The following is a 16,207-nucleotide window of genomic DNA, read 5'->3' as shown; positions in this document are numbered from 1 at the left end:
ACACCCTCCACCAAATCTATTTTATTTTTTAATCCAGGTTATACAATGCCCGTGCATTCTCGAAAAAAATACGTTTTTTTAACTCCTCCGGTAATTTAGGAAATGACCTGGTCGGAGAATCGAAATCCCAATGCGGATAGTCTGAAGAAAACATAAGAATATTTTTGGCGTCCATCATTTCAAACATCTGCAAGAGATGCTCCCTATTATCCGGATTTTCTAGTGGTTGAGATGTAATTCGGACGTGCTCAAGAATATATTCACTCGGTCGTTTTTTAACCCATGGAACTTCTTCCCTCAACGGTTTCCATTCGGCATCTAAACGCCAGAGAAGGGGAGGCAACCAAGCGGATCCGCCTTCCACGAGAACGAGTTTTAAACCTGGAAAACGTTCAAATACCCCTTCAGTAATAAAGCTGATGAGATGGGCTTGAAATGAGAGCATTAAGCCGGTGTGCCATTCTATGTAAGTAGTGGGGTATCCAGGTGTCATTATTTCATTAGGACCGACACCTTCAGTTCCGGGGTGAAGGGCGATGGGAAATCCATTGCGTTCACATGCCTCGTATATCGGGTAATATTGTCTTTGTCCAAAAGGAGCGCGTGCTCCGGAATCCATCATCACTTGTACCATGTGGGGGTGTCCTGCCCAACGATCAATCTCTTTAGCCGCAGCTTGGGGATCTTGGTGTGCAACTGTGATCGACCCTTTGCAACGGCCATCTTCGTTGTTGTTATCCAACCAGACATCTGCCAGCCAATCATTAAAAGCAGATGCCACCACCGTAGCAAAATCCGGACTCGGGTATTTTGTCGCAAACGCGCGAGGTAATAATATGGCATAATTTATCCCATATTCATCCAGTAACTGTTCACGCATATATGATGGATCAGAACATGGATATCCACCGTGGGGTGTTACTGAATCTAATCGGTTTACATGTATGGGATTATCATATATGCCCCTTTTCCCATTCCCATTAAATCGGCTACGCCAAGGTTCTGACATATACGACTTTATGACATTATAATCGCTTGGATGTGGATGTACATCACAGTCAATAATATCGTTTAATTTTTTCACGTTCGACTTTTTCATACAGCATACCTCCTGAATTTCCCAAAATAAATGACGTATCTTATTCCATTTTTGCTGATGGCCGTACAACATATTTTGATAATATTGAAATTTGAGGTCTGATATTTCACACTTTATGTTTTTATCATAAATTTGGAAATAAGGTAATGTCAACATTAAATTCAGTATTTTTAGAATTGTTTTTATTTTGCGTCAATTTTGATTTAAAATCAGGGGAGGTAAAAAATCCTATAGTCAACTTTCAATCGAAGAATTAACCATTGACAGAAAACGGAAAGGGAAGATATTAACTTAAGTATTTACCGTTTTACGCGTGTTATTTTGATAAGACATTGGCATTTACTAGATTTTTTGGGATGTCTCCAAATAAAGCTGTCAGTAAATTCTCGGCGGCCAAACGGGCCATCTGCATGCGGGTGTGAAAACTGGCACTTCCAATATGCGGGAGTGTTACGACATTGGACAAGGTAAATAACGGATGATCCATGGAAACTGGTTCTTGTTCGAAGACATCGAGTCCGGCTGCCCAAATTTCCTTTTCTTTCAAAGCGTCATACAATGCTTCCTCATCGACTATACCTCCGCGAGCTGTATTAATCAGCACAGATGTATTTTTCATAAGAGACAGTTCCTTACGTCCGATAAGGTGACGTGTTTCTGGAGTGAGGGGTGTCAAGATACAGATAAAGTCAGATTCCTTTAAAAGCGTTTCCATGTCAGTATATTGGATACCTAATTGTTTTTCTGCCTCTAGCTTTCGACTGCGATTGTAATAAAGAACACGCATATCAAATCCTTTGGCGCGTTGAGCCACTGATTCTCCAATCTGACCTAATCCGATAATACCAAGTGTTGAGCCATATACGTCCTGTCCCGTAAGCAACATAGGAGACCAGGTTTTCCATTCACCCCTGCGAAGAAAATCAGATGATTCCACTATTCGGCGAGATGTGGCCATTAATAACGCAAACGTTAAGTCAGCCGTTGTTTGGGTTAATACACTAGGTGTATTGGTGACCATGATTCCCCTTTCGGAAGCCGTCTCGATGTCAATGTTGTTATAGCCCACTGCCATGTTGCTTATCACTCTGAGTCTAGGGGCATTATCAAGCAAGTCACTGTCGATGTTTTCTGTTAAAAGGCAGTATAATCCATCGGAATCAGCCAACTCCTTTTGGAGAACAGGCCTTGGGACAGGAATGTCTTCTTCTTCCCACATTCTCACATAACAGACTTCAGCTATCTGTTCTGCCACTTCTTTCGGAATTTTTCTCGTTATATATACCTTAGGTTTCACTTTTTTGAGCTCCTTTCATCCATTATGAAGATAGATTTATAGCCAGCATGTTCAATCTGTTAACGCTAATTTTGTTTAACTAGTTGGATGAACAGTCATTAGTGATCATTTTGAACTCGTGCCGGTTCGACAATAATCTTCTATGCAAGTTCCAGATCTCCTTCAGATAAAAAAATTTAACATCATGACATAACTGCTCCTTTCTACCCTTAATAAGGTTGAGAAAAGATGATATGAAATATGATAAGAATTTTCCAAAGTTACAAATATAATGGAGATGCCAGTATGATTAACACTGAAACCGAACGACTGATAACAGAAGAGCCATCTTCGCTTACGGATGCCGCCCGGGATTGATTGGTAAAGAGAATATGCTGATCGATGCCAATGGCGAATTGTTCATTAGGATGTGGAAGATGAAGTAAAGAGACATCAAGACAGGCGGCATAAACGGGTTTGACGCGTTTCTTCCATGTATCTAAGGATGTTTCTTCCGCTCCTCCCACTAAGGAGGACGTTTGTTCAGGACCAACGGTTGAAATCACGTAGGAAGCATCAAGTTTCTCCCCGTTATTTAGGGAAAGGATAAACTGGTTTTTTTTTTACAGAATCTACGGATTGATGATTCATAACAATTACACCAGCGTCGATGGCCAATGTTTTTAACGCATCAGCCATGGTTTGCCATCCGCCATCAATGTACAGCACTCCTTTTAATCCTTTTTGCACCCGGGCAAGCACATTTTGGGCTCTCAGTCTTTCCGGTTCAATGCAATAGGTGGATGTTCTGCATAAAGCGTAAAATGTATGTCTGACCATGGGATCGGTTATTTCAGTCTCTGCCCATTCACGCAGGCTTATTGTGCCGACCGCTTCCCGTATTAATTTGGTAAGTTTCATCCTCACTTTGCCAAATTCCATTATGCCGATCCAGGAAAAGAGCTTTGTGAAAAAAAGGGAAGAAAGGTGATGGGGCAGTGGAAGGAAGGACTGTTTCCAAATGCCGCTTTCCTTCGTTCCTGGCATTCCTCCGTAAGGTTTAATTCTAAGTTCATGCAATATCGCTTCCGCTTCGCCTCCTTTATAAAGAGCATGTGCCCCGAGATTTAGATAAGCCCCTTTTTTCTTCACGGTTTGTGCCCGGCCTCCCACGTCTTTTCCTTTTTCAATAATAACAGTGTGAATACCGGCTTTTGCCAAGTTAAACGGCTGCCGTCAGCCCGGAAAGCCCTCCGCCAATGATGGCTGCTTCACTATTTTTTCAATATAAAATACCTTCTTTCTGTTTTATAAATAAGACGAGAAAGAAGGGATCGTTGTGACACAAGAAGGAAACTTTTTTCGAGGAACGGGTAAACTATACCCATCAATCATATTGAACGGAGTGTGGATTATGGAGATACACGGAAACATTCTTTTGGGAGATCTGGATCAGGGGACAAACGAGTTTTCACTGCAGCAGGTAAAACACTTTATGACGCAATCGATACTATCTTCTTCTCAGCTCGAGAAACTTTACAACTATTTGCAAAAACACCAGAATGATGCAGGGGGCCAGGTGATCTCGCTGTATGATTCTATGCTGGTGAGACTAAGCCAGCAGGAAATCAGTATGCTGTTGAAGGATTTGGAGAACATTCAGTCGCATTATCATTGATAAGCACTTCTGTTGGAGGAATGCTTCGTTTATTGTATAGTAATCCTATGATTTAACTATGAATAGTGGAGGGAATAGAACTGAAATTATCAACAAAGATCCTAGCGGGGCTCGTACTGGGTATTATTGCAGGTGCTCTGTTAAATGCCTTTTTACCTGGACAAGTGAAAGCAATCGATCATTATGTCCTGTCACCGGTAGGACAAGCATTCATTCGTATCATTCAATTTATTGTTGTGCCCGTCGTTTTTACATCCTTGATCATCGGATTAACCAGTCTGCAGGGCACAGGAAAAATCGGCTCATATACTCTTAAGCTGCTGCCCTTATATATCATTACAAGTGCTGTTGCCTTGGCGATCGGCATGGTTACTGCGTATCTGTTAAAACCGGGTACTGGAGTTTCCATCACCGATGTTGGTCAGGGACCTGGCAAAGCACAAAAAAGCCAGTCATTAGTGGATTGGCTCGTCAGCATCGTACCGACCAATCCGTTTGAAGCTTTGAGCACGGCCAACCTGCTGCAGGTGATCATTTCAGCGATACTCATCGGGGTGGCCATGAATCTTGTAAAAGAGAAAGCCAAGCCTTTTTTGGCTCTTGTTGAAAGTGTTTATTCGATTGTCGAGAAAATCCTGCAAATCATTCTAAAGGTGGCACCACTCGGAGTGTTTGCGCTCATGGCTTCAGTAATCGCTACTCAGGGCTTTGGAGTAGTAAATAAGCTTTTAATGTATATTCTGGGGCTTATTCTTGCTTTAGCCATCATGGGAGTGGTCTATTACCTAATCCTTCTCATGGTTGGAGCACGGCCAAACAACTTCTTTAAAAGCTTCTTTCCGTCGTTTTCCTTGGCGTTTGGAACAGCGAGCTCGAATGCCGCTCTTCCTGTAGCGATGGATAATGCGGGTAACCGTTACGGGATGAAACGGGAGATTGCCAGCTTTGCTCTGCCGTTTGGAACCGCCTTAAAACGGGATGGAGCAGCCATCTTGCAGGGCTTCAATGCCTTGTTTGTTGCTCAATTTTTTGATGTGCACATCACTGCTTCACTTATTATTGCTGTATTTGTCAGTGCACTTTTGGTTTCCTTTAGCACAGCAGGTGTACCGGGAGCAGGGATTATCATGATGACCACCGTTTTAACCGCAGCCGGACTCCCGCTCGAAGGCATTGCGATCGTAGCCGGTGTTGACCGGTTAACCGACGGGTTCAGAACCGCGTTAAATGTAATTGGAAATGTGGCCAATGCTGCAGTCATTGACCGCTGGAATAAATGAAGTCATTAAAAAAAGGCCTTTTCGGGCCTTTTTTTGTGTGCTGCGGCAGAATCTCGAACTTTACTCCCGATACAGTCTTTGAGCACGCGGCATAAAAAGAGAAAGAATCCAGCCGTTGAATAGAGCGGTCATTAGGGTGCCGACTCCAATCGGCCCATGGAGGAAATAAGCGAAAGAAAGCACAATCATACTGATCAGGAGGCGGGAGGTGCTAAGGGTGAGGCCGAGTTTTTCCTGAAGAATTAGCATGAGCCGGTCCAAAGGGATGGGAGCAATATTTCCCTGTAAATAAAGGGCCGTGCCTATGCCGATCAAAAGCATGCCCAATATGAGCAAAAGAAGCTTGATAAGAACAGTGTCTGCCAACATCCACCCCCTTAGAGAGAAGTACCAGGCATCGATTCCTGCACCAGTCACAATCGCAGTTCCAAGCGCGAGGAATTCCGGTCGTTTCCGCAAAAGAACGCCGTTCATGCCCATCATCACCAAAGCGATAATAATCTCCCAGGAACCAACAGTGAGACCAATGGTTCTGAATAGACCAACCAGGAAGGCATCATAAGGGGAAGTACCGAGATTCGAAATAATGGATAAGGCAATCCCAAGCGTTAAAATTAAAATTCCGATGAAATAAAAAATGAAGCCTTTGCAGGTCATTTGTCCGCTCCTTTAATGAAGAAAGACCCTGAAAACAAATGTCCAAGGTCCTTTACCTCAATCTATGCAAATAGCTGTTAACACTCACTCATCAGATGCGGATTTATTAACCCAAATTGATACCGTATAAACATGAGAATTATGATTCAAAAGACTATCCTGATTCTCAGCGTCTCATGCTAAAATATGGTTGTTGTTTAAATTGAGGGTGTGGGGAAGAGGGGAAGCAAGATGTGGGGCAATAAAAACTTTATATTATTAATGTTTGGGGTAGCGGTTTCAAGCACAGGGTTATGGGTTGGGATTATCGGTAACCTGGAATTTTTGCAAAAGAACGTAGATTCCTCGTTTTTACAGGCGCTGATTCTATTATCGGGATTTCTTGTCGGCGTGTTTCTAGCTCCGATGGCAGGAAGGATCATTGACCGGGGAGACAAAAAGAAAATCTTGATCTATTCAGGTTTTGCCAGGTGTCTGGCCATTGGTTTCATGTATATGGCAATCGCTTACAATAATGTATGGTGGATGCTGATCTACACGTTCGTGATCGGTATCTCAGGAACTTTTTCCAATCCGGCAATGCAGACCCTCATCCCGTTGATTGTGAAAAAAGAAGAGCTGCTGCAGGCGAACGGAGTATATATGAACCTGTTTACAGGGGCAAGGATTGCAGGGACGGCACTGGGAGGAGTCATGCTGGTTGGCATGTCACTATCTGCTCTATACACTGTGACACTGATTTCCTATGTTATCTTGCTGATTGCCACGTTCTATATGAGAGTGGTCGTAACACCGAGAGAGAAAACGGAAGGCGGCAAAAAGGAAAGTTTCTTCGGCACATTAAAGGATCTGTATCCGATCGTGAGGGACCAGCACAAAGTGGTGTATGGCATCCTTTTATTGATTCCTCCCTATCTGTTTCTTTCTGGATTTAATCTTATGGTGATCGAGATCAGCCAAATCCAGCACTATCCGGGGATCAAAGGGATTCTTTACACCACCGAGGGATTGTGCGTATTTCTGGGGACGTATCTCGCCAAGCGGTTTTTAAAAGAAGCAAAACTGCCCTATTTATTTGGCATTGTTTTTATAAGCGCTCTGGCCCATATTTCTTTGTTTATGGCCAGCCATCTGGTCATGTCGGTCATTTCATTCGGTTTCTTTGGCTTGGCAATGGGGCTGCTGTTTCCGGTCACAACCACTATTTTTCAGACCGATATTCCGGCAGAATACCACGGCCGTTTCTTCTCAATTAAAGGCATGACTGACAACATTATTTTCCAGATTTTAATGCTATTAACCGGTCTGTTCCTTGATACGATTGGATTTGAAAAGATGGTCATCACGTTTGGCGTTTGTTCGTTTATCATTGCTTCACTTATCTTTTTGCAATACCGAATCCGTGAAAAGCAGAACAGCAGAAAACCGGTTGCGGCTGCAAAATAAATTTGTTTTCAAGAAGGAAGATGAACAAAAAGATAGAAGATTAATAATGCAATAAAAAGCAATAAGGTAACAGGAAGTTGGGGCAGCATGAAATTTTTGGGGTTATTTCTTGGAATGACTTTTTTAGGTTATTTTTTAATGTTTCTTACCACCCACTCTGAGTTGAGAATCGTTCTTTGTTTTGCGTTCTTTTCAGCCTTGCTCCTTCGCATCATAATCATGCTGTCGGATATTAAAAGGGAGATAGGCAGACAAAACAGTATGCTGGAAGTTGCCAACAAACGACGAGTGAAAGTGGAGAGGAAGTTGAACCAGTAGAAGTTGAACCAGTAGTTTTTAAAGGAGCAACGTTGCATCAGATAAGAGAAACCAAGCGTTATATCGCTGCCCGGGAACTCATATGCATGTTTAGTAGGAACATTATTAATGAGGGGGTATTCTTATGCTTTGGTTATTGCTATTGTTGGTTGCCGCTGCGGTTATGGTCGGAATTTTGGTGCGTATAAGCAAAAGCCACCAAGACTCGGAACCTGAAACTCTATCCACTCCATTGCTTGAAACTGAAAAAATAGAAAGCAGCAGCACGCTGAGCGGAGGACCGATGTAAGATCGGTTCTCTTTTTAAGGGGAAAAATGAAAAAAGTGGTTGCTTACATAGTAAGTGTGTAGTAAACTGGTAAAGAACACATGTTCGTATAAAAACTTAAAATGAGGTGTCGTGATGATTAAAGGTATTTATCCTTATTTGGTGACGAATGGAAACGGTCAGGAAGCAGTAAAGTTTTATGAAAAAGCGTTAAACGCAAAGGTGCTTGGAGTCCAAACGTTTGGTGATATGCCGGATAACCCGGAACACCCAACACCGGAAGAAGCGAAAAATCGCGTAATGAATGCCCATCTTAAGGTAGGCGATACAGATTTGATGCTATCCGATACATTCCCTGGAATGCCTTATCAAACAGGAGACCAGGTAACGATTGCCTTGATCACCGACGACATCCCATCATCGAAAGAAATTTTTGAGAACCTTCGTGAAGGCGGAAACGTCATCATGGAAATGCAGGAAACCTTCTGGAGTCCTTCATACGGCCAGATCACGGATAAATATGGCGTCACCTGGCAAATTTCAGCCATGGGCTCAAATCAATAAATGATTATGGATAAAAAAAGCTGCTTCGGCGGCTTTTTTTATTGGGAAGAGGAAACGGGCTTAAGCTGAAGAATGTCTCTTGGAATCAACTACTTTCGCTACTTTTCAAAAATTTGGTAAGCTGGAGAAAGAACCAAGTAACAAAGGAGTGCCTGATATGATTCATCATGTAAAGGAAAGTGCAGAAGGACTTGAAGAGTTAAGGGCTGATTGTGATCAGTGCTTTGGGCTCTGCTGTGTGGCCTTGCCCTTTGCCAAGTCTGCTGATTTTGCCCTAAACAAAGACAGTGGAACGCCATGCCCCAACCTTCAGCACGATAATAAATGCGGCATTCATCAAAATTTAAGAGAAAAAGGCTTTAAAGGCTGCACTGTCTTTGACTGTTTTGGTGCAGGACAAAAAGTCTCCCAATTGACGTATAAAGGACTGGATTGGCATAAGGACAAGGAACGTGCGCAGGAGATGTTCAACGTTTTCCCGGTTATGCAGCAGCTTCAAGAAATGCTCTATTATTTAAAGGAGGCACTGAACAGGGAAGAAACCCAATCCATAAAAACGGATTTACAAGACCGCTATGAAACGATCGAAAGTCTTACAAATATGAAGCCTGAGGCTTTGTTGCTCCTGGATGTACAGGTTCATCGAATTCAAGTGAACGATCTTCTGCTTCGTACCAGTGAACTGGTAAGGAAGAACCAAAATAGATCAAAAAAGACAAGCAGCAGCTATTTGGGTGCAAAGCTGCGAAAAGCGGATCTTAGAGGAAGTGACTTTAGAGGTATGCTGCTCATTGCCGCTGATCTGAGGGATACGGATTTACGAAGATGTGACTGGATTGGTGCAGACCTCAGGGATACAAACTTAAGTGGGGCGGATATAAGAGGAAGTATTTTTCTTACGCAAATTCAGGTAAACGCCGCAAAAGGGAATCGTAAAACAAAGCTTCCTCCTCACTTAAAGCATCCGGAGCATTGGATGTAGTTTTAATCCGAAAATTGGAACTTATGGATCTGTCCGATCGTTATAGGATTAGAAGGAATAAAGAGAGGAGATGACAGATGGTCCCCCCATTTCTGGAACAAAAACTTCAAGCTTACCGTGATACATATGAACAGTTAAAAGTAGCGCTTAAATGGAAGGTCAGTGACCAGCGAACGCTGATGATGATCGCTTCCATGTATGTGGTCAACAACAAGCCTTTTCATTTACAACAATTTTTGAAGGTAAGTGACTATATCAAGGATAACGTCGGTGCTTTTAATACACTGAAATCAACACCCCGATTTACCATTGGAGCTATGTTGGATGTGTATTTTGACGAGCCGGAAAAAAAGTTTCACGAACTAATTGAGATTTACGAGCAAATGGTCGATGAACGGTTCAGCCGCGGAGCTTCCACCTACCTGGCAGCACAGGTGTTACTTGGTCAGAAGGAAGAAGGCAATTCCATTCCCATTGATCGTGTGATGAAGGTGTACAAAGGGATGTCGTCCCATCATTTCTTCCTTACCTCAAGTATCGATTACCCGCTTGCGGTCCTGTTAGCCGGAAGAGATGGAACCGTGGATGAAATAATGGATCATGTAGAGCATTTTTATAAGGAGCTCAGCAAGAATGGCTTTTCAAAAGGAAATGACCTGCAGTTCTTAAGCCATATTTTATCTATTGATAGTGAAACAAATCCAGACGAATTGGTCCGGCAATCCATAAAGGTATACGACACCTTTAAAACGTCATGGAAGAGGCCAAAGGGAATGCATTACCCGCTGGTCGGTCTTCTCGCTCTGCTAAAAGACGGGGAAAATGAAGTGCTGACCGTATTAGAGGCCACCGACCGTTTAGGCAGCGAAAAACCGTTCAGGTGGCATAAAGATATGAACCTGATCATGGCGGCCAACTTAATCATGAGTGAAAAGCTGGATAACCCTGCATTACTAGGAACGGGTATCTATGCTGCAGTGGATGCCATCATCCAGGCGCAGCAAGCGGCCATGATTGCGGCTGTTTCAGCTGCAACGGTGGTGAGTTCCTCTGGTGATGGAGGGAGTTAAGAGTGGAGGAGTGGGCGATATGGGCAGTTTTAGTTTGAACTATGATTATAAACACAAGGAAAAGAAAAACGGGAACAGTTTTGTTTCTGTTAGAGATAAAGGTGAAAATGCTTTACTGGAAGTTGAGAAAAAGGGAAATCAAATTGAACTGGTCACCTACTGGCAGAATGATAAAACCACTAAGTTTAAACTCCCGTTGGAACTGTTTAAGAAAATGTACAAAGACATGATTCAAGACCGTGACTAGATCACTTTTTCTCTAAAAAAATGAAAGGGAACCCGAATTGTTCCCTTTCACCATTCTCTAAACCAGTTACTTGAGTAAAATGGAGACGGGCACATTTGCGGAGGCGCTCCATGAAGGTTACTCCAAATTACTCTTCTGTAGGGTTTTTAGGCCCGTTAAGTTCCAGTTGATAAAACGCTAAATCTAACCATCTATTAAATTTAAATCCTGCCTTTTTTATTGTACCAGCATGAACAAAGCCGAAGTTTTTATGTATGGCGATGCTTTTCTCATTTGCTGCATCAATTCCGGCAATTAAGGTAATATACTCTCTTTGCCTGGCAATTGCGATTAATTCTTTCAGTAGGGAAGTCCCGATTCCTTTTTTTCGGTACTCTTTATCCACATACACAGAATGCTCAACTGAATATTTGTAAGCTGGCCAGGCTCTGAAAGGACCGAATGTGGCAAATCCGACCACTTTGTTATCTTGTTCGTATACAAGTATTGGGTAATTCTCATCTCTTTTTTGTTGATACCAAATTTGCCTTTTCTCGAGGGTTTGAGGTTGATAGGCGTATACTGCGGTAGTATTGAGAATGGCGTCATTATAGATAGCTAGAATATCCTTTAAATCGTTCGAAGTTGCTTCCCTGATCATTCTTTTCTTCCTTTCCTGCTAAGCGAGCGAAAATAACCATAAATGCCGGGGGCGAAGAAGTGATTATGGCTCCCATTTGTGCTGTAGAAAGCATCGTACCTGTTTCCTGAGCAACAATAGTAATGGCGTTGCCAATGATCCCGATGGCGATAATGGTGAAAAAATATTTCTTCTCGATTCGCCACTTTTGTCGTGTGATCAAACCGATAATCAGAAGGGCTAATATAACCACTACATATCGCATCCATACAAGTTCTAAAGGGGGTATGACTTCTACTACTACTTTGACAACGGCATACATCGCACCCCAAATGCTGGAAGTTAAAATTAAGTATATAGAACCTAATAAAGTGTTTTTCATTTTTATTCCCTCCGCTTTTTATTCAGGTCAGAAATGCCCCTAACGGAGAGATGCAGTCACCTTCACTCCATTATGAGCAGAAGGATGCTGCTGGTACATCATTTTCAAATAATGGGGCCAAAAACATTTTGCTTCACCTCGCGTCTATTCAAACTCTAATTGTGTTTGATTATAGCAAAGATTGTACGGCTTGACTTCAAGCTGACACAATAAACAGAGGAGTAATCCACTCAATCGCAAATTTTCAATAATGAGGGTCACTTTTAAAAAAAATTACCTTGCAACTGACATTCTCCTGACATATTCGCCCGGTAAAGTATGGGTATAAGGTTCAGACAGCAACGATCCTTATCCACATACTTAGGAGGAATAGAAATGAAAATGAATAAGTCAGTTTTAACGTTTACCCTTGCTGGATCGGTTTTGGTTGGAGGTTATGCTGCATCCACGGCATTCGCGGCGAGCAGCAATACATCAAAAACAGAGCAAAGTGCATCACCTTCACAGTCCACGTCTGATCTGGGTGGCATGAGACATGGCCATGGAGGATTTGGGAAGTTTGGTGGCCATGGAGGCTTTTTTGGCGGAAATTCAGACGAGCTTTTGGCTAAAGCAAAATCCCTGGGGATTTCCACTTCCGGTAAAGATGCTGAAACATTAATGAAAGAAATCAGCGAGATAACCTTGAAACAGGAAGCGAAGAAGCTTGGCATTAGTACTTCCGGAAAAACAACGGATACGCTTGTTCAAGAAGTGCAGCTGAAAAAGCTTCAAAATGAAGCTAAGAAACTAGGGATTTCAACAAAAGGCAAAACAGCGGACACCCTTATGGGCGATATTCGCTTAACAGAGCTGAAGAAGGAAGCGAAGTCACTTGGAGTGGCCACATCTGGCAAGGATGAGCAAACATTGCGACAGGATGTGCAAAAAGCAGCGTTGACAAAAAAAGCAAACGAACTTGGAGTGGCCACCTCCGGTAAAGATTTGCAGACCCTGCAGCAAGATGTGTTCACGGCACAAGTGAAGAAGGATGGTAAAACGTATAGCATTTCCGTATCGGGTAAAGATATCCGCCAGGTGGCGCAGGAAGTACAGTCAGCGAAAGCAAAAGCCGAAGCTAAGAAATTAAACATTACAATTGACGGAAAGTCCATCCGTCAAATTCAATCTGAAGTGACAGATCAGAAAGTGAAAACACTAGCAAAGGAACTGAAAATCTCAACGACAAATAAAACAACCAGAGATTTGATGGAAGAAATTAAAGATAAAAATCCGGATAAATTGAAAGACATGGTTGGTGACAATGGCTTTGGCTTGAAAGGATTTGGCTTTGGTGCTGGCGGGTTTGGCAAAGGACATGGTCATGGCGGTCCCCGCCATCGAGATGGCAGCCAGGAAGGCAGTAATACTCAAAACCAAAACGGAACCTCATCAACTGCTGCAGGCCTTTAATTCACAAGAATCCCTGGTATTTCTCACCAGGGATTTTTCTTGTATAGTGAATGTTAGAGGAGGACGCCATGAATAAAACGATATTAGTCGCTGAAGATGAAGAAACGATATCGAGAGTTTTGACTGTTTACTTGAAGCATGAGGGCTTTATTGTGCAGCATGCATTTAACGGTCTTGAAGCTGCGACCAAATTCAAAGAGCACTCGCCCGACCTTGTGCTCCTTGATGTGATGCTTCCTGAGCTTGATGGCTGGGGTGTTTTGGAGGAAATCCGGAAAAGCAGTGTCTGCCCGGTCATTATGCTGACGGCTCTCGGGGATATTGATTATAAATTAAAAGGATTGAACCAGGGAGCCGATGACTACATTTCCAAGCCTTTTGTCGGAGAAGAGGTAATTGCCAGGATCCATGCGGTATTGCGCCGTTCGTCCAAAGTACTGGAGTCAGATAATCACTGGCAATTCGGTAACTTGAGCATTCATCCCAAATCCAGCCAGGTAAAAGTTGATGGGGAATCCGCCCTGTTGACGCCAAGGGATCTGTCCCTTCTTCTTTTCCTTGCCGGGCGGCCGAACCGGACATTTACAAGAGAAGAACTCCTTGACCAGGTGTGGGGCATGGATTATGAGGGCAGTGACAGGGCCGTTGATCTTGCAGTAAAACGGATCAGGCAGGCGCTTTCCGGCTGGTCTCGGGACTGTGGTGAAATCCGGACATACAGAGGATTGGGGTATCAGTTCAGTGTCTACGAAAAATAACAAGCGGACGAGTCTATTAACCTATTGGACAACCCGTTACCTGGTCTCTCTTTGCATCGGCCTTCTTCTTCTCGGCATCGGATCTTTTTGGTGGATCCGGTATACGACGATAGAAAATCGCTTAAACCTGTTGCAATATCTGGCGGAAGAGACAGCTGACCGGATTGCCCAATCATCGGGAGGAAACCAATTTAATGCATTTGACAGACGCTTTGACAAGCGATCGGGCGTGCTTGATATGGAGCAGCAGCCCCTGCTTTTCATTACAGATGCAGAGGGGAATGATATTGGACGAAGGGGAGGCGGTGGTGGGAAAAGCCATAACCGCACAGACCCTTTTCAGCTAAAATTGCCAGCTCGAATCATATCCAATTCAAAATCTTTTCAAACTCTTGAGGCTGGTGGCGAAAAGCTCTATGCCGTGAAGGCTCCCATTAATGGAGGCAGCCAGAAAGGGTGGGTTGTCGTCATGCAGGATGAAGAGGAACTTGCAAAAGTGAATCAGGAATACCGCCTTCTGGTTATTTTGCTTGTGGGACTCGGACTTCTAGGCTGGCTGGTCATTTACTTTCTGTCCAAAAAAATTGTTAAACCGATTCAGGAGGTTGCCATTGCAGCAGGCGGCATAAAAGATGGACAGTATGATGTAAAACTGAACAAGGATGTAAGGGAACAGGAAATCTATGACTTGGTCACATCGTTTGAAGATATGACCAAGCGCCTGACACAGCTTGAGAAGCTTCGGGCAGAGCTATTGGCCGGTGTTACACATGATCTGAAAACACCTGTTACTTCAATCAGCGGCCTGGTTCAGGCAGTGAGAGACGGAGTGGTCACAGGTGAGGAACGGGAGGAATTTCTCGATATTACATTGAAAGAAATTGACCGTCTCCAGACCATGATAGCGGATTTGCTCAACTTCAATTCCATTTCCGCAGGTGCTTTTACGCTTTATCCAGAAACCTGCAATTTGAATGAACTTATTCCTGCAATCATTCGGGAGTGGAGTGTTACCCAGCAATCCAATGTAGAGTGCGCCGTCCTTGTGACGGAGGAAATCATCTATAAAGAAACAGATCCTCTCCGCTTGCGGCAGATATTGATCAACCTGCTGAATAATGCGGCTCAGGCCATGAGCGGAAGAGGGAACATCACCGTCAATGTTTCCGATAAAAGGATTGATGTGGCGGATACCGGTTCAGGCATATCTGAAAACGAGCAGCCCTACATTTTTGAACGTTTTTTCCGAGGCGAAAAGAAAAAGCTAAAGGTACGCGGACTTGGACTAGGGCTTCCTTTCAGCCGAATGCTCGCAAAGGCGCTTGGCGCCAATCTGGTGTTAAAGGAAAGCAGCCCGAACGGAAGTACATTTTCGATGGTTTGGAATATGGATTAGCCGAATTCTTCTGTTTTTCTTACTGAAGACTTTCTACTCCCTTTTTAATGCAATAATGTACTACATGTCACGAAATTTCCAGATGTATATTTAGATGAAAACATTGAAAGGGGAGTTTTCATCATGGATATTGCATCTTTTATCATTTACTGTTTGATTGTCACTTTCACTCCTGGGCCAACAAATATCGTCATCTTATCGACAGTGCATAATTATGGATCAAAAAAAGCAATCGAATATACCTATGGAGCAACGATTGCTTTTGGTTTATTACTTGGTTTATCTGCGATGTTGAATACGATGCTGATCGCGGTCCTGCCAAAAATTTTAATAGGGATGCAGATTATCGGAACCATTTATATGTTATATCTCGCTTATCAAATATACACGATGGATACATCAAAGCCGGCCGACAACCATGCTGGTACTTTTATTTCGGGCTTCCTTATGCAGTTTTTAAATCCAAAAGTGGTACTATTTACAATGACCGTCATTCCTAGCTTTATTTTACCCTACTTTACCGACATGCCAGCTGTGACAATAAGTGTTTTTGTTATAACGGTCATTGGATTCTTAGCATTTCTTGCGTGGATTCTTTTCGGTACAATCTTCAAGGAGTTTCTACAAAAGCATGATAGGGTTGTCAATGTAGTAATGGCTCTTTCTTTGGTTTATGCTACACTGATGATTTGGAAATAGGCAGTGCTTAAAGAGG

Annotated in this window: 18 protein-coding genes and 1 pseudogene; 12 read left to right on the top strand and 7 right to left on the bottom strand. The window is 43.0% G+C overall.

The genetic code is table 11. The features are described 5' to 3' along the window. Positions 1 to 28: 28 nt before the first annotated feature. The 4 genes from DMO16_RS09410 to DMO16_RS09395 form a co-directional block, all read right to left on the bottom strand. Complete coding sequence (locus DMO16_RS09410; protein WP_061968072.1) at positions 29 to 1,099, bottom strand: amidohydrolase family protein; 1,071 nt, start codon at positions 1,097 to 1,099, stop codon at positions 29 to 31. 316 nt (positions 1,100 to 1,415) lie between these two features. Next, entirely contained in the window at positions 1,416 to 2,396 is a 981-nt protein-coding gene (locus tag DMO16_RS09405; protein WP_129477026.1) for a 2-hydroxyacid dehydrogenase, read from the bottom strand. 260 nt (positions 2,397 to 2,656) lie between these two features. Further along, positions 2,657 to 2,941, bottom strand: coding sequence for a hypothetical protein (locus tag DMO16_RS09400; protein WP_129477024.1), 285 nt, complete (start codon positions 2,939 to 2,941; stop codon positions 2,657 to 2,659). Between the two features lie 25 nt (positions 2,942 to 2,966). After that, positions 2,967 to 3,596 carry an FAD-dependent oxidoreductase gene (locus DMO16_RS09395; protein ID WP_129477022.1) on the bottom strand — a complete coding sequence of 210 codons (630 nt, stop codon included), beginning with the start codon at positions 3,594 to 3,596 and terminating at the stop codon, positions 2,967 to 2,969. A gap of 193 nt (positions 3,597 to 3,789) precedes the next feature. Here DMO16_RS09395 and DMO16_RS09390 point away from each other — a divergent pair, with 193 nt between their 5' ends. Further along, the gene (locus tag DMO16_RS09390) at positions 3,790 to 4,053 is read left to right on the top strand and encodes a hypothetical protein (RefSeq protein ID WP_061968080.1); all 264 of its coding nucleotides are present in this window, start codon (positions 3,790 to 3,792) and stop codon (positions 4,051 to 4,053) included. A 65-nt stretch (positions 4,054 to 4,118) separates the two neighbouring features. Then, a complete protein-coding gene (locus DMO16_RS09385; RefSeq protein ID WP_205728266.1) occupies positions 4,119 to 5,333 on the top strand; it encodes a dicarboxylate/amino acid:cation symporter in 1,215 nt (404 codons plus the stop codon). 60 nt (positions 5,334 to 5,393) lie between these two features. Here DMO16_RS09385 and DMO16_RS09380 read toward each other — a convergent pair whose 3' ends face one another. Continuing rightward, a complete protein-coding gene (locus DMO16_RS09380) occupies positions 5,394 to 5,990 on the bottom strand; it encodes a YczE/YyaS/YitT family protein (RefSeq protein ID WP_129477020.1) in 597 nt (198 codons plus the stop codon). 231 nt (positions 5,991 to 6,221) lie between these two features. On the opposite strand from DMO16_RS09380, the gene DMO16_RS09375 reads away from it, so the two are divergent. From DMO16_RS09375 to DMO16_RS09355, 6 genes are all read left to right on the top strand, one after another. After that, a complete protein-coding gene (locus DMO16_RS09375) occupies positions 6,222 to 7,436 on the top strand; it encodes an MFS transporter (protein WP_129477018.1) in 1,215 nt (404 codons plus the stop codon). A gap of 442 nt (positions 7,437 to 7,878) precedes the next feature. After that, complete coding sequence (locus DMO16_RS24215; RefSeq protein WP_156412550.1) at positions 7,879 to 8,043, top strand: hypothetical protein; 165 nt, start codon at positions 7,879 to 7,881, stop codon at positions 8,041 to 8,043. A 114-nt stretch (positions 8,044 to 8,157) separates the two neighbouring features. Then, on the top strand, positions 8,158 to 8,586 hold the full coding sequence (locus DMO16_RS09370) for a VOC family protein (RefSeq protein ID WP_061968090.1): 429 nt from the start codon (positions 8,158 to 8,160) through the stop codon (positions 8,584 to 8,586). A 157-nt stretch (positions 8,587 to 8,743) separates the two neighbouring features. Further along, positions 8,744 to 9,568, top strand: a complete 825-nt coding sequence (locus DMO16_RS09365; RefSeq protein WP_129477015.1) for a pentapeptide repeat-containing protein — start codon at positions 8,744 to 8,746, stop codon at positions 9,566 to 9,568. Between the two features lie 77 nt (positions 9,569 to 9,645). Next, positions 9,646 to 10,638 (top strand): DUF4003 family protein, encoded by a 993-nt coding sequence (locus tag DMO16_RS09360; protein ID WP_129477012.1) that lies wholly within the window; start codon positions 9,646 to 9,648, stop codon positions 10,636 to 10,638. Positions 10,639 to 10,657: 19 nt separating this feature from the next. Continuing rightward, positions 10,658 to 10,885 carry a hypothetical protein gene (locus tag DMO16_RS09355; protein ID WP_241840508.1) on the top strand — a complete coding sequence of 76 codons (228 nt, stop codon included), beginning with the start codon at positions 10,658 to 10,660 and terminating at the stop codon, positions 10,883 to 10,885. Between the two features lie 127 nt (positions 10,886 to 11,012). Here the strand turns inward: DMO16_RS09355 and DMO16_RS09350 are convergent, their stop codons facing one another. Together DMO16_RS09350 and DMO16_RS09345 are read right to left on the bottom strand one after the other, a co-directional pair. Continuing rightward, positions 11,013 to 11,525 (bottom strand): GNAT family N-acetyltransferase, encoded by a 513-nt coding sequence (locus DMO16_RS09350; RefSeq protein WP_129477010.1) that lies wholly within the window; start codon positions 11,523 to 11,525, stop codon positions 11,013 to 11,015. 7 nt (positions 11,526 to 11,532) lie between these two features. Then, a pseudogene (locus DMO16_RS09345) lies at positions 11,533 to 11,886 on the bottom strand (EamA family transporter); the annotation flags it as partial. Between the two features lie 375 nt (positions 11,887 to 12,261). On the opposite strand from DMO16_RS09345, the gene DMO16_RS09340 reads away from it, so the two are divergent. The 4 genes from DMO16_RS09340 to DMO16_RS09325 all read left to right on the top strand — a co-directional run bounded on the left by DMO16_RS09340 (position 12,262) and on the right by DMO16_RS09325 (position 16,191). Further along, the gene (locus DMO16_RS09340) at positions 12,262 to 13,338 is read left to right on the top strand and encodes a hypothetical protein (protein WP_129477008.1); all 1,077 of its coding nucleotides are present in this window, start codon (positions 12,262 to 12,264) and stop codon (positions 13,336 to 13,338) included. Between the two features lie 68 nt (positions 13,339 to 13,406). Further along, positions 13,407 to 14,096 (top strand): response regulator transcription factor, encoded by a 690-nt coding sequence (locus tag DMO16_RS09335; RefSeq protein WP_061968100.1) that lies wholly within the window; start codon positions 13,407 to 13,409, stop codon positions 14,094 to 14,096. After that, positions 14,080 to 15,492 (top strand): HAMP domain-containing sensor histidine kinase, encoded by a 1,413-nt coding sequence (locus DMO16_RS09330; RefSeq protein ID WP_129477006.1) that lies wholly within the window; start codon positions 14,080 to 14,082, stop codon positions 15,490 to 15,492. Before DMO16_RS09335 ends, DMO16_RS09330 begins: the two co-directional genes overlap by 17 nt. A 123-nt stretch (positions 15,493 to 15,615) precedes the next feature. After that, positions 15,616 to 16,191 carry a LysE family translocator gene (locus DMO16_RS09325; protein WP_129477004.1) on the top strand — a complete coding sequence of 192 codons (576 nt, stop codon included), beginning with the start codon at positions 15,616 to 15,618 and terminating at the stop codon, positions 16,189 to 16,191. Positions 16,192 to 16,207 lie beyond the last annotated feature (16 nt).

Source organism: Fictibacillus sp. S7, from assembly GCF_004127935.1.
Classification (GTDB): Bacteria; Bacillota; Bacilli; order Bacillales; family Fictibacillaceae; genus Fictibacillus_C; species Fictibacillus_C enclensis.
This window is presented reverse-complemented; position numbering and strand designations above follow the sequence as displayed.